Genomic DNA, 22,811 nt, shown 5'->3' on the forward strand with positions numbered 1-22,811 from the left:
AGAATAGTTTCCTAATGTAGTGCAAAAACCGAAAAGAGATACGTAGCTAGTACACCTCTTAAACAGCTATGGCATTTAACTTTTGTTATGGGCTTTTAATTTGCCTTGCATATTTTTTGATGATAATATAATTAAAATCCCCAAAAGAATTCCGGTAAAAAATAATACTAAAAAAACTTTAGCAAATAGGGTCTTATATAATAATGAAAACCATATAGAGACAAAACCTACGGCTAAAACATACAATAATAAATATATCATAATTATAGTATTTATACACATGCAATCACTACAGCAGAGAAGGCAAATGGAAATGTGATTGTAAAAAGTGCGGCACATCCCAAATCTTCAGTATAACAAGCTATAACAGAATCTCCAACACAGTCAGTCCAACTTGCATAACTTTTCAATGAAGCAGATTCTTCTCCTTCAACAATATACTCATCCCCTTTTATATGAAGTTGAATTCCACAATCTACAATAAAGTCATCTACATAGCCAGATTCGTAATGTTATTTGGAATTATAGTTGCCACATTTAACAATTTGTTGTCTTTGTTAAAATTGTACATCTCAAATTCATTATTATGAAGGATTCTAACGATGGATTTTCGATCTGTGTCTTTATATTTTAGCATAAACAGACTGTCATTATTATTGACAGTAGATGATTTTAGCGAACTATTGTCTGCAAATAATTCTGAGAAATCTCCTTGTTCAATGGAGGAAATTCCAAATCCAGCCATTTCAGCATTTGATAGTGGATTTAGATTATTCTCTTTCGTAATCTTTTCAGAATTATCACTTTTTTCACGACTCATAAATACAGTAATTCCAAACATTACCATTACTACTGCAATAATTAATTTACTTTTAAATTTAAACATTTTACTGAAATTTTCAGTTGCCTACTTTCTGATTACTACTTTAATTATAGTAGCCGTTTCGGCACTTCCGACCATTTTTGAGCACTTATTCTCTAAAACATTATTCTGACCTTCTTTTTTAATTCCGATTAAGTCGGTAGCTTTTGTCATTTTCCCGTTTCGTTCGTCTAATTGCCCATAACAATTGTAATAAACTTAATTTATTGAACAGCATTTGCCGCATTTACTCTACCATATCCGTAATAAGCATCCTTCCCTGGCTTGCCCAAATCATCGGCGCTGTTTCTTAAAACAGTCATTACCTGACTTGGAGTAGCATCGGCACCTAGTTTCTCAAAAATTAGAGCCGCTACACCTGCAGCATGAGGCGAAGCCATGCTTGTTCCTGCAGAAAATCCCCAACCACTACTAATGGTACTAAAAATCATATCGTAGTAATAATAAGAACCAGGATAATCAAAATCTCCTCCGGGAGCCGCAAGATCAATTAGAGACTGTCCATAATTAGAATAACTCGCAAACACATCCAAATCTGTTGTTGTATCGTAAGCATAACCATAAGGAGCAGTAGCCGACACCGCCATTAGATGATTAAGACTGGCTGGAATAAATACCAAATTACTAGTGTGATTTGCATCTAATCCATCATTAGAAGCTGCAACAATTACCAACGATCCCATTTGATAAGCATAAGTAATTGCTTTCTGAGAAGCATTAATAAGGGCGGCAACATCGTTTGCTCCTACTTTCGATAAAGAACCATCAGGTAACTCTACATAGAAACCGTTTCTTGGTAAACTTGTTCCCAAACTCATATTAATAACATCGGCTCCATTATTTGCGGCATAAACAACACCTGCATTAATTCCAGAAAAAGAGCCAGATCCAGTATATTCCGATAAAACTTTAACGGCTACAATTTCTGCTTTTGGGGCCACTCCAATTACTCCGAAGTCACCACTACCATCACTATAGGAAGGACCATCCGCCGCAGCAATGATACCGGCAACATGTGTTCCATGATTAAAATAAAACCCAGGATCAATATTATAATCTTCATCAGTAACAAAAGAGGTTGATAAGCTAGTATTCAAGTTTGAAGCTAAGTCAGGATGTTCAGCATCTATTCCACTATCGAGAATAAAGACCCTAACTCCATCACCAGTAAAACCCAGATTCCAAGCACCTGGAGCTTCAATAGCCTCCATTCCCCACTGATACCCGTAAAAAGACTCATTAGAACCTATGCTCATTGATACAAACAGTTCCTCGTCGGTAGTTTCTGGTTGTACCCATTGCAATTGTAGGTCAGGCAAAACATTGCTTACTCCTTTTATTTTTTTTGCTTTTTCCATAAAACCAGATTCATTTGATTCCACAACATACATTCCGATTTCTGAAAGTTTACGATTAATCTTTCCATTGGCTTCCCCTATTTCAGTCTCCATTTGAGACGTAAAATCATCAGATAAGACTAAATAAGCATCAGCCTGGTAGGTTGTACTTTCGCTAGCGGTCAAACTTTGTGTCTTTACTTTGTTTGTCAGTTCTATACTCTGCAAATCCAATTCTTCTTCAATAGACTCGTTCGAACAGGCACTAACAAATAGTCCTGCCACTAAAAAAATAGCAATTTTTCTCATAGTAATTTATAGTTTAAAGTGTTAGAACTATTAAATTTAAATCATAAAAGCACCAATGTCAATACTATATCATTCATCAATTTAAGTTATCTCAGTATATATTTAGAATATATTAACCGAACTTAGTAACCAAACAATCTAATAAATCGCATCGAAATTGCGTTTTCAATTCTAACGGGCTATTTTCAGACCCAAAATAGATTAACACATGAGCAATACTTTCAGATATCGTTTTATAATCGTTGCATTATTCACTTTACTTCACGTTGTAGGCTTTTCACAAAATACAGTAGACAGTATTGTGGCAACATACCCAGCAAAATTCACTTCATATCAAGAATTAACCAATAGGATCGCCACCGATTTTTCGGGAGACGAAGAGCGAGCCAGAGCAGCATTTGCTTGGATTGCCATGAATGTTGCCTACGACTTGAAGGGAATCAATAACACGCAGAAGGTTCAGTTCTCCTACACCTCAAAGGAAGATTTGCAAGCTCAAAAAGAAGCTTTTCGAAAAAAATTGGCCAGCCAAGTTCTGAAAAAAAAGAGAGCTTTGTGCGAAGGTTACGCCACTCTTTACCAAGAAATCTGTAAATTGCTGAACATTGAATGTGTGATTGTAACCGGGATAGCAAAACGATTCAGCTCTGAAATAGGAAAAGCCAATCTGCCTTCGAATCATGCTTGGAATGCAGTGAAAATAAATAAAAAATGGAAGCTTGTGGATATTACCTGGGCGGCCGGATCGGTTGATTTTGCCAAAATGATTTTCCGAAAAGCATACACACCCGCCTACTTTGCCTGTTCGCCCGAAGAGTTTGCCTTCAAACATTATCCAGATGATCTAAATTATTTATTTTTAAACAAAGCATTTTCTAAGGAAGACTTTTCACTTCAGCCTACTGTTTTCAATCCATTTATTGGCCATGGCTATCGAATTATTAGTCCGAAAAATGGCTCGCTCGCTCTCAAAAAAGGAAGCGATATTTCGTTTAACATTACCAATGTGAGCAGTAAAACTCAAATTTCCTATCATTTTAGTAATGAGAAATATGCACAAAACATTCAAGTTAGTCAGAACGAAAAGGGCATTTCTTTTGCCATTCCGGCTCTAAAAAAAGGCAAAAGGGAACTTACTATTTACTTTGACCAGCAAGCTGTACTCTCCTATTTGGTGGATATTCGATAATCAATTCTCTTGAAAAAAATCGACAAAAAAAGCCTTTTCGAAAGTGAAAAAGCTTCAGTCAATTAGAATGTTAACGATCAATTCTCATCCTTAAAAAACAGTTTGTAGTAGCTCAAATCACGAGCTGCATCGTATCCTTTTTCAATAAATTTTCTTTGTCCGTGAATGTACACATGAAAGTTCTTATCCAATTTTAAAATGTGCTTAAAATGCTTTTGCTCGCTTTTCACTGCATCGTTGTTAATCGTAAAATCTGGATTTACCGATGTTCCCTGTTCATTCTGATAGTAAGTTTTGTATTCATCAAAAGCACTTGCCACCTCGGGCTGTTCAATTACTTCCTGTTTGAACAACTCTTCATTAAATTGTTTTTTATCCTTAAAGAAATTAATCGATTTGTTCATTAAATCGATCTGATCGGCCTTGGCCACCTCATTTTCATCGTTGTAAACTTCACCAATAAAGCCTTTACACATGTCCAAATAATTTTGGGTGTGGTAAAAGTTATCTTCACGCAATGTTAGGTTCAAAAAGTCCTCTCTCCAGTACATGGCCTCTTTGGTAGCGTTGGTTTTATCCACAATACAAACCTTAAAACCTTTCTCTTTTTCCGAGTTAAAAATCAAACATCCTTTGTCCAATTTCTTGATATTAATCCCATTCTCGCAACCCAATTCAAAGTTATCCTGCTTTTGGTACACCTTTAAAAAGGTATCCTTATTTTCCGATTTAAAAATTCCTAGCGCATCGCATACTTCGCCATCAACCACACAATTTGAGAAGCCAACCAAGTAGAATTCTCCTCCTTTTATGTTCGGATGATTCGATTTTTCGTACAAATGCACGGCAATATTGGTCGATTGATCGTAAAAAGAAGCATTCTCCTCGAAATATTCTGCGGCATAGCAAAATACTTCGTTCATATTCAAATCTGTTTCGTGCTGGAAATTATAGAATTCCTCCTTATTAAAGGCCGTTAAAAAATACTTTAACAGGATATCTCTTACATCATCATCTTCCATTAAAATTTCCGATTTGGAAAGCTTTAACTCTTCATCGTGATGTTTGTTTCCTACATTGTGAACCACAATTCGGTCCAGATTTATATCTTCGAAATTGAACATGTTTTTCTTTTTTTAAATATGCGGGTAAAGATACAGAATTTCCTTTTTAACTTATCGCGACTATTCGTAGATTTACTAAATTAAAAACCCGAATCATGAACAAACGAAGTGTTTTCAGCCTATTCATTCTACTCTTTTCAATCACCAGTATGCACGCACAACAAGTCGAAAAGTTATCCAAATCAGGACTCCACTATTTAGAATACATCCCCACAGGACAGCAAGCGGGAGAAAAATTGCCCCTACTCATTTTCCTTCACGGGATGGGCGAAAGAGGCGATGATTTAAGCAAAGTTAAATTTCATGGTCCTCCTTCTTTTCTAGATACTAAAAGCGATTTCCCTTTCCTTTGTATCTCCCCCCAATGTCCCGACAGCTTGTATTGGAACGAAGAAATCCTGCTTCCCTTCTACGATGAAATTCTAGCAGAATATCCGGTTGATAAAAGCCGAATCTACATCACCGGATTGAGTATGGGTGGCTTTGGCACCTGGGCTTCGATAATTGCCAAACCCAATCTTTTTGCTGCTGCAGTCCCCATTTGCGGAGGCGGAGATGCCAGTAAGCTCGAATCTATAAAATCCATGCCTATCTGGGTTTTCCACGGAGCTAAAGATGATGTTGTTCCTCTTATTCGTTCTCAAGAAATGGTGAATGGACTCAAAAATTTAGGAAGCCCTGTGAAGTTCACCATCTATCCCGAGGCTTTGCACAACTCATGGACAGAAACCTATAACAATCAAGAAGTTTACAATTGGTTGCTACAACAAAAAAAATAATTTTCACAAACTTTTAAAGCAAGCTATTAACGGTTTGCTTTTTTTCTTTGTTTGCGATACAAAAGATAACCGGTGATTAATATTAAAAGAATACTAATACCTGCTAAAGGAATAAAAAGAATGTAGAAAGGCCCAAAAATGTATTGGTAAATTCTTCCGGTATGAATTTCCAGACACAAATTCCAAAGCGACATAGGCACTTGTTGAATACTTTGCGGCATCTCTGCAAAGCCAGTAGCATCGGTTAAGTTGCCTGCACCCAAATTGTAATCAAATACTATTTCTCGCCCTTTTGCATCCTTGCAATATCCAGCAATGGGATGCGATGAAATGGGCGGTCCCATTTTTGTTACCACAACATGAGGTTTTTTCGTAATGTAATTGAATATAAGTGCCCTTTCGGGGATCCAATAAAAAATACCACTAAACGAGCCAACCAAGTAGTTGCCTGCGCTCACTTTCTCGAGCACATTAACGCCCATCACCGAAACAGGTGGCTGCGACACATATTTTTGCAGTGCCGTGGCAAACAAATCATCCGAATAGTAAATTCCTTCACTGCTAGCTAATATTACTCTCTTTAATTCCTCATCGTATATGATTCTGCGAAGCTTATCGTTCCAGGGATTTGCATCATTCAGATGTGTAAAAGGAATTTTACCAACACGACTATTGGCTATCGCAATAAGCAAAGGAGGACGCAAAAACATACCAGTAAGCGTGCATACTAACAAAAAAACAATCAGCCAATTTCCTATGTGATTGTGCCACTTCAAGTTAAACTTCAGAAAGCTGATCTTTCCCTTTGCTCCTTTTCCTTTCTTTTTCAGACTTTTAATCCATTTAGGGAAGAAAAAATAAACCAAACCACTAAAGCTGAGAAAAATAAATACCAGGCCTAAAAAGTCCACAAACAACTTTCCAAAAATACCAAAAGCCTCACCACTATGTACTTCCCAAAGTGTTTTGAACAAGCTAATTTTTCCATCATAATCATCAGCTGGTAGAATTTCCACAACTTGAAAACCCGAATCTGTTTGTTTCAAAAGATGACTTCGAGTTAGAACATACAGATTGGAATCTATCTCCATCAAATCGACAATTCGCTGCTCGTCCAAAGGCAAATGAATTCGCTTCCATTTCTCATTCTGAAACTGATACAAACCCAAAAGAGTTGCAGCATAAAGTTCCCCTGAACTACTCGTCATCAATTTCGTCACTTTCCTATGATCCACCCCTTTTGAAAAACCAGCATTGAAATCGGAAAATGTTTTGAAGTTATCCGTTGATTTCCAAACGCCAATATTGCCATAAATCAAAGCAGTGTCTCCCTGAATTTGAAGAGCTGATTTTACCGCTGCCTTATTCCAATTAGCATACTGATACTCACTCCCCAGGTATTTCCGATTCACATCAAAGGAAGAAAATACGCCACGATGATTCATGATAATTCCCGATACGGCAAACAAAAGAATAAATACACTCAGAACCAAGGATGGCCATTTGTGGTATTTCTTCAAAAATGCAATTGATTTACTTCTATTACTCACAGCTGATACAATTCAAAAAATACAACTCATGCAAAATATGCATTCTCCATTTCTACTCCATTGGAGTCAATACAAAAAAACTGCCTGAAAGTAGAAATTACATCCCCTACAACAGACAGTTTTTCCTTATAATTAAAAAAACCTATTCAATCATCTAAGTAAATACTGATAAAAAATGTTCCGTCATCAAATCCCCTCTTTCAACTTTCTATCGCGGAACATTTTTATACAGTTAATAAACCTAGTTCAAAAATAATTTCATATCCTCATCAACAGTTCCAATTCCTGCAATTCCGAATGTATCAACCAATACCTTAGCCACATTTGGCGAAAGGAAAGCTGGCAATGTTGGTCCAAGGTGAATATTTTTCACTCCTAAAGAAAGAAGAGCCAACAATACGATTACTGCTTTTTGCTCGTACCATGCAATGTTATAAGCAATAGGCAATTCGTTAATATCATTCAATTCAAATACTTCTTTCAATTTTAAAGCAATCACAGCAAGAGAATAAGAATCGTTACACTGACCCGCATCTAATACTCTTGGAATTCCTCCGATATCGCCTAACTCTAATTTATTGTAACGATATTTTGCACAACCTGCGGTTAAAATCACTGTATCTTTTGGCAAAGCAGCAGCAAATTCGGTATAATAATCACGACCTTTCATACGTCCATCGCAACCTGCCATCACAAAGAATTTACGGATAGCACCTGTTTTCACAGCATCAACTACCTTATCAGCCAATTGCATCACTTGATTGTGAGCAAATCCACCAATTATTTCTCCTTTTTCGATTTCGGTTGGAGCCGCACAAGTTTTGGCTAACTTAATAATCTCCGAAAAATCTTTTTTACCATTCTCATCAGCAGTAATGTGCTTAAATCCTGGGAAACCAGAAGCTCCAGTGGTAAATACTTTATCTTGATAAGTTGAGTTCGCTTTTGGAGGAACAATACAGTTGGTTGTAAACAAGATAGGCCCGTTAAATGTCTCGAACTCTTCGTTTTGCTTCCACCATGCATTTCCATAGTTACCTACAAAGTGCTTGTATTTTTTGAATGCAGGATAGTAGTTCGCTGGCAACATCTCAGAGTGAGTGTACACATCAACACCAGTTCCTTCGGTTTGCTTCAACAAGTCTTCCATATCTTTTAAGTCGTGACCTGAGATTAGGATTCCTGGCTTATCGCTCACACCAATATTTACTTTAGTAATTTCAGGATTACCGTAAGCTGTTGTGTTGGCTTCATCGAGCATTGCCATGGCAGTTACTCCATTTGCACCACATTCCATTACCAAAGCAACCAACTCATCTGCTGTAAGAGAATCATCAGTTGTTGCTTCCAAAGCTTTTTGCATGAATGCGTACATTTCATTCTTCTCGAATCCCAAGTTATCTGCATGCTCAACGTAGGCAGCCAATCCTTTTAAGCCATAAATTGTCAATTCTCTTAGAGAACGAATATCTTCATTTTCTGTTGATAAAACGCCAATTACACGAGCTTTAGCATCAAAATCGTTTTCAGCATCAGCAAACCAGGTAGCCGAATGATGAAGTTTGTCGCAAGTTACACCTGCAGCCTCTGCCTGAGTTTTGATTTCTTCGCGAAGTTGTAATCCTTCACGTATGGCAGCTACAAATTTTACCTTATCGAAGTTAGCGTTGGTAATGGTCATAAACAAACCATTCATGATGAAATGATTTACTTTTTCATTCTCAATTCCAGCTTCACGAGCTTTAGTACTGTACACCGAGATTCCTCTCATTACGTACATCAGTAGATCCTGGATATTTGCAACCTCATCGGTTTTTCCACAAACTCCTTTAATTGTGCAGCCAGTTCCTTTTGCTGCTTCCTGACACTGATAACAAAACATGCTCATAATTTTATCTTTTAGTAATATTGATATTTTACTCAAGTTACGAATTCAAGAAAGAACCTGCTAAAATATTCCATTCTCAGGAATTGCAATTTATCTTTCAACACTACAAAGATGAAGCATGCTGTTCAGAAAAAGTGTAACGAATGTTACAAAATCAAAATAATTAGGATTTTTTCATCCTTTTTTCTCCTTTAAAGATAGAAATAAAAAAATCCCAGTCGAAAATCGACTGGGACAGTATTTATACAATAATCTTTTACATTAAATCTTTACAATTCTGCTTGAGTTCTTCTTTTAACTCGCACTTACATTCAATATAACTTGCTAATTGCCTATCGGATAGAAATTTTTGCATTTCCATTTCCTTTCGTTGTAGGCTATCTCGAACTGCCTGCATACAAGTAAATCCATTTTTCGCTCCAATTAAAGCTTGTATTTCTTTCTCGTATTTTAAATTTAGCACCTCAATCTTAGCAATCTGATCGGCTGATAAGTCCAGTTTTTTTTCCATCCACGATGTAATTAAATCTGCTCTTTTTTGGGCCTCAGAATTATTCTTAGCACTCACAGTAAAACTCACCAATACAAGTAGAAGAACTATACCTCTTGTAACAATCTTCATATACTGTTTTTTTAGTTTACACATCAATCAAACAACTATACTAACGTTTTTTGTCAATAAAAAGTTGCCTAAACTCTGGAAATTTATGTCTTTAAAATTAGAATTCCAAATATAATTAAACTTAAACACCTACTATTCAACGAATAAAACTAACACAGCTTCAATAAGTACAGGATACCATTAATTAAAAATTATTTAATAATTTAGACATCCCTTTCTACTTCAACAGATGTAAATTTGATGATTAAAAGTGGAATAAACTATAAAAAGCTATTTATTAGCACTTTAAAACAAAAAAATATGGAATCTATAAATATATTTCCGAGTACAAAAGCATTCATTTTTGATCTGGATGGAACATTGGCTGACACTATGCCCTTGCACTTTGAAGCATGGAAAAAAACAGCAGCAATCATGAATCTGGAATTTAGTGCCGATTTTTTAAAAAGCTGTGCAGGAATGCCATCCTCAAAAATTATTGAATTACTCAATAAAAAAAACAAGCGCTCTATTGACCCTGAAGAATTCTCCAATTTGAAAGAAGAGTTTTTTACAAAGGATATGCACAAAATAAAAGAGATTTCGGCCGTTACCGATTTAGTATACAAATACCATGGCAAAATACCAATGGCGGTTGGAACTGGTGGAAAACGGAACATTGCAAGTGAAACCTTACAAATTTTAGGATTAGACAAGTACATCAAAATCCTGGTAAGTGCCGATGATGTTGAAAATCACAAACCTCAACCAGATACATTCTTAAAATGTGCTGAATTAATGGGAATTGCTCCCGAAAATTGCCAGGTATTCGAAGACGCAATATTGGGTTTTGAAGCTGCTAAAGCTGCAGGCATGCAGGTTACCGATGTCACTCCTTTTTATTAAAATTAATTAAATCACTACACATTGAAGAAAATACTATTTGTCTTTACGGTAGCACTCCTAGCCGTTTCTTGTTCGCAGGAAAAAAAAGAGTACACGCTTGCATTTTATAATGTTGAAAATTTATTTGACACCATTAACGATCCTAACACTTGGGATGACGATTTTACTCCCGAAGGAAAATTAGAATACAGCTCAAAACGCTACGAGAATAAACTACTTCATCTATCTGAAGTTTTGTCCTCTATCAATAAAAAAGAACTTCCTGCTATTATCGGACTTTGTGAAATCGAAAATCGCAGTGTACTGGAAGATCTAATTAGTCAGAAAAAGTTAAAAAAAGGCGATTACAGTATTGTTCAAACCGACAGTCCCGATGGCAGAGGAATCGACTGTGCTCTTTTGTACCAAAAAAGCACTTTTAAAGCTCTCAGTCAGAATTTTATTGGCATTCACATACCAACGGAACCAAACTACAAAACAAGAGATATTCTTCATGTTAAAGGAGTTTTCGCTGCAAAAGACACTTTAGACATCTTTGTAAATCATTGGCCTTCGAGAAGAGGTGGCATGAAAGAATCAGAAAAATACCGTGTATTTGTAGCCACACAATTAAAAAAAGCAGTTGATCAAATACAGAAAAAAAATCTAAATGCCAATATCATTATCATGGGTGATTTTAACGATGAACCTACTAATAAATCGGCTGAAGAAATCTTATGCGCCACCAACAACAAGGATACTTCTAAACCAGAAGCTCTCTACAATCTGATGTACGACCTAAAAATGCAGGGAAAAGGCAGTTACAATTACAGAGGTAATTGGAACATGCTCGACAATATAATTGTCTCGAACAGCCTTCTTTCAAATACAAATGGCTTGCACACTAATCATCAGAATGGAAAAATTTTCACCGAAAAATGGATTTGCTACCAAAATGAAGATGGTACTTATGTTCCGAGTCGCAGTTATTCTGGTCCAAAATACTACGGCGGATACAGCGATCATTTCCCCGTTTACTTTCAACTAGGCTATTAAAAATACTAAAACATCAACAAAAACAGCTGATTGCCACAAAGGTAATCAGCTGTTTTGCTATTAAAAAATGCTCAAATTCAATAGTTTTTTACGATAAAACAATCTAGCTTCATTTTCTTTCTATAATTTAGCAAATTAGACTAGGGATTATTCAAACGTATTGCATGAAATTTAAAATTGAATCAAAATTTAAACCTACCGGGGATCAGCCAAATGCCATTAAAGAATTGTGCGAAGGCTTAAACAATAAAGCTCCCTTTCAAACCCTACTTGGTGTTACAGGTTCTGGAAAAACATTTACCATTGCCAATGTGATAGAACAGGTTCAGCGCCCTACCCTTGTGTTAAGTCACAATAAAACACTTGCGGCACAGTTATACGGGGAATTTAAAACCTTCTTCCCTAACAATTCCGTTGAATATTTTGTTTCCTACTATGATTACTATCAACCCGAAGCCTACTTGCCAACAACTGGAACCTACATCGAAAAAGATTTATCTATTAATGATGAAATTGAAAAATTACGATTAAGCGCTTCCTCTGCACTTTTATCGGGAAGAAAAGATGTAATCGTTGTCTCATCAGTTTCCTGCATTTATGGTATTGGCAATCCCGAAGATTTTCATGCCAATGTTACCGAAATCAAAAAAGGCCAGTTAATTTCCCGCAACAAACTGCTACACTCTTTTGTTGATGCCCTGTATTCCAGAAATGAAATAGAATTCGATCGCGGGAATTTTCGGGTTAAAGGAGATACCATTGATATTTATCCAGCTTACGCAGATTTTGCCTATCGTATTATCTTTTGGGATGATGAAATTGAAGAAATTTACTCCTTCGATCCCATTAGTGGTGCAAAATTAGATTCTTACGACAGAATCACCATCTATCCGGCCAATATATTTGTAACCAGTAAAGATCGTGTGCAGCAAGCCATTCACCAAATTCAGGATGATATGGTAGCCCAAGTTGCTTTCCTAAAAGACATTGGCAAACACCTTGAGGCCAAAAGATTGGAAGAAAAAGTAAATTTCGATTTAGAAATGATCCGTGAATTGGGTCATTGTTCCGGGATTGAAAACTATTCTCGCTATTTCGATGGCAGAAATGCTGGAACACGCCCTTTCTGCCTCATGGATTATTTCCCTGATGATTTTTTGGTGGTGATTGATGAGAGTCATGTTACAATTCCACAGATTCGCGCCATGTATGGAGGTGATCATTCCAGAAAAATTAATTTGGTCGATTATGGATTCCGATTGCCATCTGCTTTGGATAATCGTCCTCTAAAATTTGAAGAATTTGAACAAATTGCCAAACAAACCATCCACGTGAGTGCAACACCTGCCGACTACGAATTGGAAAAATGTGAAGGTGTAGTTGTTGAACAGGTCATTCGTCCAACCGGATTGTTGGATCCTGAGATTATTATTCGACCTAGTCTGAACCAAATAGATGATTTAATCGCGGAAATTAATCAGCGAACCGAAATTGAAGAAAGAGTTCTAGTAACAACACTTACCAAACGAATGGCAGAGGAACTATCGGAGTATTTCACCAATTTACACATTCGATGCCGTTACATTCATTCTGATGTTGATACTTTGGATCGGGTTAAAATCATGGAAGATTTACGAAATGGTGTTTTTGATGTTTTAATTGGAGTGAATCTTCTGCGTGAAGGACTTGATTTACCTGAAGTATCGCTTGTGGCTATTTTAGATGCCGACAAAGAAGGATTTTTACGATCAACAAGATCCTTAACTCAGACCTCGGGACGAGCTGCAAGAAATGTGAATGGAAAAGTAATTATGTATGCTGATAAAATTACTCGATCGATGCAGGAAACCATAGATGCTACGAATCACCGACGAGAAAAACAATTGGCCTACAACATCAAAAATGGAATTACGCCTACACAAATAGTAAAATCCAAGAAAAGCATCATGAACCAAGATGCTAAAAAAGAATCAGCAGCTTATTCTGGTCCGGATTCTATTGAAATTGCGGCTGATCCTGTGGTTCAATACATGAGTAAAAGCAGTCTGGAGAAAAGCATTGAGCAAAGCAAAAAGGCCATGCAAAAAGCCTCCAAAGAAATGGATTTCTTGCAAGCAGCTCAATATCGTGATGAAATGTACAAGCTTCAAAAACAACTTGAAGAAAAGAAATAAAAAAAGCAGTTTCTTTCGAAACTGCTTTATATATCAAAAAGGAATTAATTATCCCAAATAAGTTTTTAGTAATTTACTTCTGGAAGTGTGACGCAAACGACGAATCGCTTTTTCTTTAATCTGACGCACACGTTCACGTGTCAAACCAAATTTCTCACCAATTTCTTCCAAAGTCATTTCTTGAATTCCGATACCAAAAAATAATTTAATAATATCACTTTCTCTTTCAGTAAGGGTTGCTAATGCACGATCAATTTCGCGAGTTAGAGATTCATTCAAAAGGCTTCTGTCGGCAATCGGAGAATCATCATTCACCAAAACATCCAACAAACTATTATCTTCTCCATCCACAAAAGGAGCATCAACAGAAATATGACGACCCGAAACACGAAGCGTATCTGCAACTTTATCTGCAGGTAATTCTAAAGAATCGGCCAACTCCTCAGGAGAAGGTTTTCTTTCGTGCTCTTGTTCAAATTTCGAAAATGCTTTGTTTATTTTATTCAATGAACCAACCTGATTCAATGGTAAACGAACAATTCTAGACTGTTCTGCCAAAGCCTGAAGAATAGATTGACGAATCCACCATACAGCATATGAGATAAACTTAAATCCACGAGTTTCGTCGAATTTTTCAGCCGCTTTAATCAAACCAAGATTTCCTTCATTAATAAGATCGGGTAAACTTAGTCCTTGATTTTGATACTGTTTTGCAACTGAAACCACAAAACGCAAATTGGCTCTGGTTAATTTCTCAAGTGCTCTTTGGTCGCCCTTTTTTATTCGCTGCGCCAATTCAACTTCTTCCTCTACCGTAATAAGATCTTCTTTACCAATTTCCTGTAAATACTTATCTAAAGAAGCACTCTCACGATTGGTAATTGATTTGGTTATCTTTAATTGTCTCATAGTCCCTTTTCATCGAAATATTTTGCAAAATTAGACTTTTAATTACTCAAAGTCAAAATTAATTGCTAATTTATTCGAGTTAATATTATTATTCCTTCTAAAATTTTCATTCTTTACTTCGTAAAGAAAAAGCATAGTACTTAACGCTTCCATCCGGATAAATTCCCGAGATGAACACTCCTCCATCCTTCACATTCTGAAGGGCATTTTTCACATCATCTACCTTGTATATTGGAGTTTCGTTAATTTTATAGATGATAAATCCCTCCTTAATTCCCTCATTTTTAAGCTTTCCACTTCGCAAATTAGTAACCCTCACCCCTCTATTTATTTGAAGACGATACTTATCTTGTGAGGATACTGGCTCAAAGTCAGCTCCGAGAAAAGCCAGGTCGTCCGACTTGATGACCTTAGTATTTCCTAGTCTATTACGTAAGATCACGGCAATTTGTTGCTTTTCATCCTCTCTTTTTATTAAAACAGTAATTTTATCGCCTGGATGATATTTACTAACCTGTTCTTGAAGTTCCGCACTAGAATTTACATCTTTTCCTTCAACATTCAATATAATATCTCCTTTTTTAATTCCAGCTTCTTCGGCAGCCCCACCTTCATTTAAATCGGCAACATACACCCCTTCTATCTTGTTTATGTTGAATTCATCAGCCAAATTGGCATCTACCGTACGAATAGAAACGCCAATAAATGCTCTTTGAACTTCGCCAAATTCTTTTAAATCGCCTATTACTTTTTCAACGATAGTAACAGGTATTGCAAAAGAATAACCCGAATAGGAACCTGTTCTTGATTCAATGGCAGTATTAATTCCAATCAAATGTCCTCTGGTATCAACCAAAGCACCGCCACTATTTCCTGGATTGACTGCTGCATCGGTTTGAAGAAACGATTCGATACTCATTCGATTGCCATTCAACCCTAAATTTCTTGCTTTAGCACTAATAATTCCAGCAGTAACTGTTGAGGTTAAGTTGAAAGGATTTCCGACTGCCAAAACCCATTCTCCTAACTTAATATCATCTGAATTTCCCAAATCCATTTTAGGAAGGTCTTTTTCATCAATTTTAATTAACGCTAAATCGGTATACGGATCCTGTCCAATAAGTTTCCCTTCGTACTCACGTTTATCATACAATACAACACTAATTAGCTTTGAACCTTCAACTACATGATTATTGGTAACGATATAGCCATCGGTAGAAATAATGACCCCAGATCCAGAACCAACGCTTGCTTTAGGTTGTTGACTCCTCCCATTTTCACCAAACAAAAAATCATAAAACGGATTTGATTGATATTCATCATTTGAATAAAGTGTTTTAACATGCACAACTGATTTAACCGACATTTCTGCAGCGTAGGTTAAATCTATTTGAGGTGCAGTATTCACAGAATGATTGGTAAGCTGAGTCGTTCGACCATCTGGAACAATAACAACACTTTCCTTTTTATCAACAAATAAAACAAATAACAGTATGGCAATTGCCGCGCCAAGAATTGCAATTGCTAATTTTCCCAAAAATAATTTTACTTTCATCTGAAAAAACTTAATTAATAATTATTATAGTATCCAATTTTAAATAAACCAGATTGTTTTGTAAACCAAATACTAAGGCAAAATAACCAAGCAAATTACCACACAAAATAAAAATCGAAATATCTTATTAATCAAATTATTTTAATTTTGTGGCAATGATGAATGATCTTCTCCCAATAAGATTCTTACATTTATAAAACAATTTTAACAATATTACTTCAACAAGTGTTTATAAATTATTGGTATTTAACACTTCTTAACAAGATTTAAAAATGAAACTCGAATTTTCAAAATATCAGGGAACAGGAAACGATTTTGTTTTAATAGACAATCGAAAAGGACACTTTAATTCCAACAACATCAGCTTAATCGAAAAACTTTGCGATAGAAGATTTGGCATTGGCGCTGATGGACTTATGTTACTTGAGAATGCAGAAAATTACGACTTCAGAATGAGGTACTACAATTCGGATGGTAAAGAAGGAAGCATGTGTGGCAATGGAGGTCGTTGCATTGTTGCTTTTGCCTACCATTTAGGGGTTGTTTCTCAGCAAGCAAAATTTATTGCTATTGATGGTGAACATGAGGCAAAAATAGAAGAAAATACCGATGGGATTCAGGTCAGTTTAAAAATGATTGATGTGGATGCAGTTGAACAAGGGGAAGATTTTTTCTATTTAAACACCGGTTCGCCACATTTTGTACGTTTCATACCTGAACATAAAAATTTCGACACTTACGCCGAAGGGAAAAAAATTCGTTACAATAATAGATTTGCAAAAGAGGGAACTAATGTGAATTTTGTATCTTTTCAGGATCAAAAGCTAAACGTTAGCACCTACGAAAGAGGAGTTGAAGACGAAACCTATTCCTGTGGCACAGGAGTTGTTGCATCTGCCATAAGTGCTAGTTTTTTACGCGACAAAAATCGTTTTAAAATAACCACTAAGGGCGGCAAACTTGAAGTGTTTTTCACTAAAGTAAATGCACAACAAATTACAAATATTTGGCTTATAGGACCCGCAACTCATGTTTTTGATGGCGTATTTATTTGTAAACAATAAAATATAAAGACTATTGTTTCGAACAATTCTTCTGAAACTAAGCCAAAGTCATTTATATTACAATTAGAACAAAACTAATCCCATTTTGGTTTCACGTCTTGTCTTTTATCTTTTTTGATGTAGGACAAGGCACTTTTATAATTATCGGCGAAAAAATACTGCTTGTTTTGCTCTTTCTTGGCAAAATGTTCCACATAGGACAATTCAAACTGAGCCTTAAGAGAATCATAAAATCCATTAGTATTAATAAACACAATAGGTGAGTTATGATACCCAAGTTGTTTCAATGTAATCACTTCTAGGATTTCTTCCAAAGTACCAAAACCACCTGGCAAAGCAATAAATGCATTTGATTTTTCGCGAAGTATTTTTTTCCGTTCTGCCATATCAGGAGTAATGATTAATTCGTCTAAAAAGTCAGCAGAAATTCCGTAATCCATGATTAGTTTTGGCAACACTCCAATTACTTTTCCTCCGGCTTGCTTTGCCGAAACAGCCACTTGATTCATCAAGCCAACATTGGTACCACCATACACCAAATTATCACCCGATTCGCCTATGGCTATCCCTAAATTTTCAGCCTCCTGAAAATATTTTTTATCTACCGAATTACTAGAAGAACAAAACACACAAATATTCATCATTTTATTTTTTCGAAGAATTAAATTATTCTATTTCCTTAACTCAGTCAATTCTGATTGCTATTTGGAAAAACATCTCATAAAAAAAGCCCTTGAGATCCGACTCAAGGGCTTTCTATAGTATTATAGACTATGCATCGATGTTTGCATAAGTTGCATTTCTTTCAATAAACTCACGTCTAGGAGGAACCTCATCACCCATCAACATAGAGAAAACATGATCAGTTTCCGCTGCATTTTCAATGGTCACCTGGCGCAAGGTTCTAGCTTCAGGGTTCATAGTTGTTGTCCACAATTGCTCGGCACTCATCTCACCAAGACCTTTGTAACGTTGAATGTGTAAAGAAGATTCTTTACCTCCACCCCACTCTTCAATCAAACGTAAACGCTGATCTTCGGTCCAGCAATATTCCTGATTCTTGCCTTTTTTCACCAAATACAATGGCGGTGTAGCAATATACAAGTAACCATTTTCAATCACCGACTTCATATAACGGAAAAAGAAGGTCATAATTAAAGTAGCAATGTGGCTACCATCCACATCGGCATCACACATGATTACAATCTTGTGGTAACGAAGTTTTTCAACATTGGCAGCTTTACTATCCTCTTCGGTTCCAATGGTAACTCCTAAAGCGGTAAATATATTTTTAATTTCTTCACTCTCGAAAACCTTGTGTTGCATGGCTTTCTCAACATTCAAAATTTTACCTTTCAAAGGAAGAATTGCTTGAAATTTACGATCACGACCTTGTTTTGCAGTACCACCCGCAGAATCTCCCTCGACAAGAAAGACTTCGCAATTTACAGGATCTTTATCAGAACAATCGGATAGTTTCCCAGGCAAACCAGAACCACCTAAAACTGTTTTTCGCTGCACCAATTCACGAGCTTTTCGAGCTGCATGACGTGCAGTAGCTGCCATGATTACTTTCTGAACAATTGTTCTGGCATCTTTTGGATGCTCTTCCAAATAATTAGCCAACATGGTACTTACAGCCTGATCAACAGCGATACTAACCTCTGAGTTTCCTAATTTTGTTTTGGTTTGTCCTTCGAACTGTGGTTCAGCAACTTTCACCGAAACAACAGCGGTTAAACCTTCTCGGAAATCATCACCACTAATATCAAATTTTAGTTTTGCCAACATTCCTGATTTATCAGCAAATGCTTTCAATGTTCTGGTCAATCCACGACGGAATCCCGTAAGGTGAGTTCCACCTTCAATGGTATTGATATTATTTACATACGAATGAATATTCTCAGAAAATGAAGTATTGTACTGAAGAGCGATTTCAACAGGAACCTCATTTTTATCGATAGAAACATGAATGGTTTCTTCAATTAAACGTTCACGTGTATTATCTAAATATTGAACAAATTCTTTTAATCCTTCTTCCGAATAAAACAATTCAGTTCGGTACTCGCCCTCATCATTCTTACTTCTTTTATCCGTAATCTTTAATTTAATTCCTTTATTCAAAAAAGCCAATTCGCGCAAACGAGCTGCCAAAATATCATACTTATATTCGGTAGTTAAAAAAATGCTATTGTCAGGCTTAAAAGTAATATTGGTACCTGTCTTATCGGTGGTTCCGATCACTTTCACATCAGCAAGAGGTACTCCTTTGGAATACTCCTGAAGGTAAACTTTCCCATCACGATGAACTTCAGCAGTTAACAGAATTGACAATGCATTTACACAGGAAACACCAACTCCGTGCAAACCACCTGATACCTTATAGGAACCTTTATCGAACTTACCACCCGCATGCAAAACAGTCATTACAACCTCTAGGGCTGATTTATTTTCTTTGTGATGCAAGGAGGTAGGAATACCACGACCATCATCCGTAACGGTAATGGAATTATCTTCGTTGATAAATACTTCGATATTATTACAGTATCCTCCCAAAGCTTCATCAATGGAATTATCAACAACCTCGTATACCAAATGGTGCAAACCTTTCACGTTTACATCACCAATATACATCGAAGGGCGTTTACGTACCGCTTCTAATCCTTCTAATACCTGAATACTATCCGCTGAATATTCATTTTTTCCAGCTGGTTTATTTTCTAAATCACTCATCTATCAGATCTTTAGTTTTCAATCAAAATAACTGACTTGAAATCCCTCCGAATGGAGGTAAAAAGCAAGTATCTATTTCAATAAATATTTTGTACAAAACTCAATTATTTGTCCAAAAAGCTTTACGCAGCATAAAACGATAAAAAATAGGTCTTTTGCAAAATACACAAACGCCTAACTATCAATATGTTAATATAGCTACTTTTTCTAGGGACAAAAGTAAAACAAAGATAATAAAAATGATCAGTTTTTAGGTAGGAACCTCTATAAAAATAGTGCTTTAAAAGACTTTTTGACCAAGCAAATTTTAACACATTAAAAAAGAAGGAAATGGATTCATTTATGTTTATAATTGAATTGTATTACTCCGACGAGGTCTTTTCATTTTAAATCGAATTATAAAATTACTTACCTCTTGTCCATTTTGAGTCACACCATATTCATGCAATTCAAAAATTGTGGTTACATTTTTAAATTTACCAGGCATTGCTTTCCACATTCGATAAAAAATCACCTGTACATTCTCCATGTCGACATCATCCAGCTTAATTTTTAGAACTTCGTGATTTTTAGGCATAGCAAAAACGCCTACTCCGTGCTCTTTCCAGTCCAAAGCTTCCTCGGCTACAAAAGACATATTTAATGTATCTCTGGTAATATCGAATAAATAAGTAAGTTCTTTATTGTCATTTGCAAAATTCATTAAAACCTCTAAAGGCTTATGATCATTATTTACAGACAATTTCCATCGCTCTTGCGTTTGAGCTGAGAGCTTACTTGCAAACAACAAAAACAAACAAGAAAGAAGAACTATACATTGTATTTTTAGAAGTGATTTATTTCGCATAAATTCTTGGAATAATTGGTAACAGAAGTAAAGCTAACAAAAAGCGTGCAGAAAACCATTCTCAATAGGCTCTAAACCTAAGCAATTGAACGTACGAATTGATAAACAGGTTGGTTTAACATGTAGTTATGCAATAAGTAAAAAACAAAAAAAGGATGCTCTTAGTTAGAGCATCCTTACATTTTCTTCTCACTGTATTTTTACAGAACCACTTTTAGACCCAATAAAAAATTCAACTGCTGCGAAGGATATCCATCCCATTGGTAGTATTTATCGGCAAAAAGGTTATTTACCTTAGCAAAGGTGGTAAAATGATCGCTTAAACGATAATTGGCACCAATATTTAAATCATATACTGCATCGAGTGTGCTTGTTACAGAATCATTCACAACCGATCTCTCGCCGAGAATATTCACACCTGCCTGAAAATTCAAATCATCAGTAAAAGCATAGTTCGCATTCACACTCATTTCAAAGTTTGGTTTGTGCCAAGCTTCTTCCAATTCGTCCATAGTGTATTTACTGTACCAAACAGAAGAGTTCATCTCCAACTTATCCGACCAACCGATGCTTACCTCTGCACCCAAACGGAATAAGCTAATATCATCGTAAACCACTTCGAATTTATTGGAATAAGTTGTTCCACTATAATCGACATTAGTTGCTCCCAAACTACTATTTACAAAGAAATATTGGTTATCGATAGAACTATATTCTGCCGACAGCTTAAAAGATGAATTAGAAGATAAACTTCCTTTTAATCCACCAAAAAATCGATATTTCTCATTGGTTGGCGACACCATTAAACCAGAATATATAAATGGATTCTCCTCCACAATGGAATTGTATTTATTCATGTTAAGCTTTCCATCCAAGCCGGTAAACAAGCTCATGATACCATCAATAACTTCGTAATCAATAGCTACATCAGGATATATTTTTGCTTCGGAATTATCACCCATCGCCATGAGAATATCCACACCTAATTTAAGATTCAAATTACCCGATTTTAGCAAGTACTGAGGATTCAAATTCCAGGAAAGCGTTCTCCTTTCGAAAGTATTTCCAGCCTCCTCTAATGCGTACAAGCCATCGGTAGAGAAATAATCAAAAGTTGACTTCAATGACCAATAGGCATCACCGCGAAGAATTCTTGCATCGGCACGAACTAAAACATCATTTTCGCTCACCAATACATCATCGGCAAAATGCTCATACTCTAGACCAACTCCGTAATTCAACTCTTCCTCATCTTCAATGGTTGATTCAAATCCAGCGATCAAGCCGAAACGATTCTGCACCTGCTCTTCGTAAGGAAAAAGATCAACCGAATCCTCATCTTCCTCATCGGCCTGAGGAGAACCAAAATAATTATATCCTTTGTGCTTGTAGTAGATGTTTCCAGATATTTTTCCATCATCTAAATAGGTACTTCCGTACAAATCAGCCTCTTGTTCTGACCAATCTGGCTTCACCTTTTCTCCATTTTCCAAACTTAGTTTTCCATTGGTAGAATAATGACGTAGATGAACGCCAAAATCACTTGTTTTCGAACGACGATTATTGAATCGATAATCCCCGAAAAGGGTAGAATAATTACCGCCAGCAAGTGTGAGCGCATGACTATTAATTGTTTGTAAAGGCTCCCCAACAATACGGGCAGCAGGAATTAATGCAGGAGAAAAGCCCACTGCAAGAGGTTTTGTTTGTACAAAATAGGTAAACGAAGGTGTAAAGGTTGCTGTATCCTGTACCACAGGTAACTCTCCAATTCGTTTCGATTTGTTAATTTTTGGCTCATAAGCCGTTTTCACCTTCACCTCTTTATTTAAATCTCTTTGCTCCTGCGCATAAGCCATTGAACAGACAAAGCCGCCAAGCATAGCAGTTAAAATGATCTTTTTGAACATTGGTTTCTTCATTATAGT

At 36.1% G+C, this 22,811-nt stretch carries 19 protein-coding genes; 6 read left to right on the forward strand and 13 right to left on the reverse strand.

The window, feature by feature from the left end:
- Positions 1–490: 490 nt before the first annotated feature.
- Genes ABYT26_RS05870 through ABYT26_RS05880 form a run of 3 tightly spaced genes read right to left on the reverse strand, consistent with a single transcriptional unit; the run spans position 491 to position 2,529 of the window.
- Positions 491–886 (reverse strand): hypothetical protein, encoded by a 396-nt coding sequence (locus tag ABYT26_RS05870; protein ID WP_372751961.1) that lies wholly within the window; start codon positions 884–886, stop codon positions 491–493.
- A 21-nt stretch (positions 887–907) separates the two neighbouring features.
- Positions 908–1,036: a hypothetical protein gene (locus tag ABYT26_RS05875; protein WP_372751962.1), complete on the reverse strand. Its 129-nt coding sequence runs from the start codon at positions 1,034–1,036 to the stop codon at positions 908–910.
- A 50-nt stretch (positions 1,037–1,086) separates the two neighbouring features.
- On the reverse strand, positions 1,087–2,529 hold the full coding sequence (locus ABYT26_RS05880) for a S8 family serine peptidase (protein ID WP_372751963.1): 1,443 nt from the start codon (positions 2,527–2,529) through the stop codon (positions 1,087–1,089).
- Positions 2,530–2,737: 208 nt separating this feature from the next.
- On the opposite strand from ABYT26_RS05880, the gene ABYT26_RS05885 reads away from it, so the two are divergent.
- Positions 2,738–3,718, forward strand: coding sequence for a transglutaminase domain-containing protein (locus tag ABYT26_RS05885; RefSeq protein ID WP_372751964.1), 981 nt, complete (start codon positions 2,738–2,740; stop codon positions 3,716–3,718).
- A gap of 77 nt (positions 3,719–3,795) precedes the next feature.
- Here ABYT26_RS05885 and ABYT26_RS05890 read toward each other — a convergent pair whose 3' ends face one another.
- The gene (locus ABYT26_RS05890) at positions 3,796–4,842 is read right to left on the reverse strand and encodes a nucleoid-associated protein (RefSeq protein WP_372751965.1); all 1,047 of its coding nucleotides are present in this window, start codon (positions 4,840–4,842) and stop codon (positions 3,796–3,798) included.
- A gap of 95 nt (positions 4,843–4,937) precedes the next feature.
- Between ABYT26_RS05890 and ABYT26_RS05895 the strand changes: the two genes are divergently transcribed.
- Positions 4,938–5,621, forward strand: a complete 684-nt coding sequence (locus ABYT26_RS05895; protein WP_372751966.1) for a prolyl oligopeptidase family serine peptidase — start codon at positions 4,938–4,940, stop codon at positions 5,619–5,621.
- Between the two features lie 26 nt (positions 5,622–5,647).
- Here ABYT26_RS05895 and ABYT26_RS05900 read toward each other — a convergent pair whose 3' ends face one another.
- The 3 genes from ABYT26_RS05900 to ABYT26_RS05910 all read right to left on the reverse strand — a co-directional run bounded on the left by ABYT26_RS05900 (position 5,648) and on the right by ABYT26_RS05910 (position 9,681).
- Positions 5,648–7,171, reverse strand: a complete 1,524-nt coding sequence (locus ABYT26_RS05900; RefSeq protein ID WP_372751967.1) for a PepSY domain-containing protein — start codon at positions 7,169–7,171, stop codon at positions 5,648–5,650.
- A gap of 241 nt (positions 7,172–7,412) precedes the next feature.
- Positions 7,413–9,059 carry a hydroxylamine reductase gene (gene hcp, locus ABYT26_RS05905; protein ID WP_372751968.1) on the reverse strand — a complete coding sequence of 549 codons (1,647 nt, stop codon included), beginning with the start codon at positions 9,057–9,059 and terminating at the stop codon, positions 7,413–7,415.
- 256 nt (positions 9,060–9,315) lie between these two features.
- Positions 9,316–9,681: a hypothetical protein gene (locus ABYT26_RS05910; protein ID WP_372751969.1), complete on the reverse strand. Its 366-nt coding sequence runs from the start codon at positions 9,679–9,681 to the stop codon at positions 9,316–9,318.
- A gap of 300 nt (positions 9,682–9,981) precedes the next feature.
- Here ABYT26_RS05910 and ABYT26_RS05915 point away from each other — a divergent pair, with 300 nt between their 5' ends.
- The 3 genes from ABYT26_RS05915 (at position 9,982) to uvrB (ending at position 13,775) form a co-directional block, all read left to right on the forward strand.
- Positions 9,982–10,566, forward strand: a complete 585-nt coding sequence (locus ABYT26_RS05915; protein ID WP_372751970.1) for an HAD family hydrolase — start codon at positions 9,982–9,984, stop codon at positions 10,564–10,566.
- A gap of 21 nt (positions 10,567–10,587) precedes the next feature.
- Positions 10,588–11,601: a hypothetical protein gene (locus ABYT26_RS05920; RefSeq protein WP_372751971.1), complete on the forward strand. Its 1,014-nt coding sequence runs from the start codon at positions 10,588–10,590 to the stop codon at positions 11,599–11,601.
- A 164-nt stretch (positions 11,602–11,765) separates the two neighbouring features.
- Complete coding sequence (gene uvrB / locus ABYT26_RS05925) at positions 11,766–13,775, forward strand: excinuclease ABC subunit UvrB (protein ID WP_372751972.1); 2,010 nt, start codon at positions 11,766–11,768, stop codon at positions 13,773–13,775.
- Between the two features lie 48 nt (positions 13,776–13,823).
- Here the strand turns inward: uvrB and ABYT26_RS05930 are convergent, their stop codons facing one another.
- Together ABYT26_RS05930 and ABYT26_RS05935 are read right to left on the reverse strand one after the other, a co-directional pair.
- Positions 13,824–14,684 carry an RNA polymerase sigma factor RpoD/SigA gene (locus ABYT26_RS05930; protein WP_372751973.1) on the reverse strand — a complete coding sequence of 287 codons (861 nt, stop codon included), beginning with the start codon at positions 14,682–14,684 and terminating at the stop codon, positions 13,824–13,826.
- Positions 14,685–14,790: 106 nt separating this feature from the next.
- Positions 14,791–16,239: a Do family serine endopeptidase gene (locus ABYT26_RS05935; protein ID WP_372751974.1), complete on the reverse strand. Its 1,449-nt coding sequence runs from the start codon at positions 16,237–16,239 to the stop codon at positions 14,791–14,793.
- Between the two features lie 272 nt (positions 16,240–16,511).
- Here ABYT26_RS05935 and dapF point away from each other — a divergent pair, with 272 nt between their 5' ends.
- Positions 16,512–17,303 (forward strand): diaminopimelate epimerase, encoded by a 792-nt coding sequence (gene dapF / locus ABYT26_RS05940; RefSeq protein WP_372751975.1) that lies wholly within the window; start codon positions 16,512–16,514, stop codon positions 17,301–17,303.
- 74 nt (positions 17,304–17,377) lie between these two features.
- Here dapF and ABYT26_RS05945 read toward each other — a convergent pair whose 3' ends face one another.
- The 4 genes from ABYT26_RS05945 to ABYT26_RS05960 form a co-directional block, all read right to left on the reverse strand.
- A complete protein-coding gene (locus ABYT26_RS05945) occupies positions 17,378–17,947 on the reverse strand; it encodes a TIGR00730 family Rossman fold protein (protein ID WP_372751976.1) in 570 nt (189 codons plus the stop codon).
- Between the two features lie 127 nt (positions 17,948–18,074).
- Positions 18,075–20,036 carry a DNA topoisomerase (ATP-hydrolyzing) subunit B gene (gyrB, locus tag ABYT26_RS05950; protein ID WP_372751977.1) on the reverse strand — a complete coding sequence of 654 codons (1,962 nt, stop codon included), beginning with the start codon at positions 20,034–20,036 and terminating at the stop codon, positions 18,075–18,077.
- A gap of 346 nt (positions 20,037–20,382) precedes the next feature.
- The gene (locus ABYT26_RS05955) at positions 20,383–20,883 is read right to left on the reverse strand and encodes a hypothetical protein (protein WP_372751978.1); all 501 of its coding nucleotides are present in this window, start codon (positions 20,881–20,883) and stop codon (positions 20,383–20,385) included.
- 200 nt (positions 20,884–21,083) lie between these two features.
- Positions 21,084–22,805, reverse strand: coding sequence for a hypothetical protein (locus ABYT26_RS05960; protein ID WP_372751979.1), 1,722 nt, complete (start codon positions 22,803–22,805; stop codon positions 21,084–21,086).
- Between the last annotated feature and the right edge of the window lie 6 nt (positions 22,806–22,811).

This window comes from Labilibaculum sp. (assembly GCF_041595635.1).
Classification (GTDB): Bacteria; Bacteroidota; Bacteroidia; order Bacteroidales; family Marinifilaceae; genus Labilibaculum.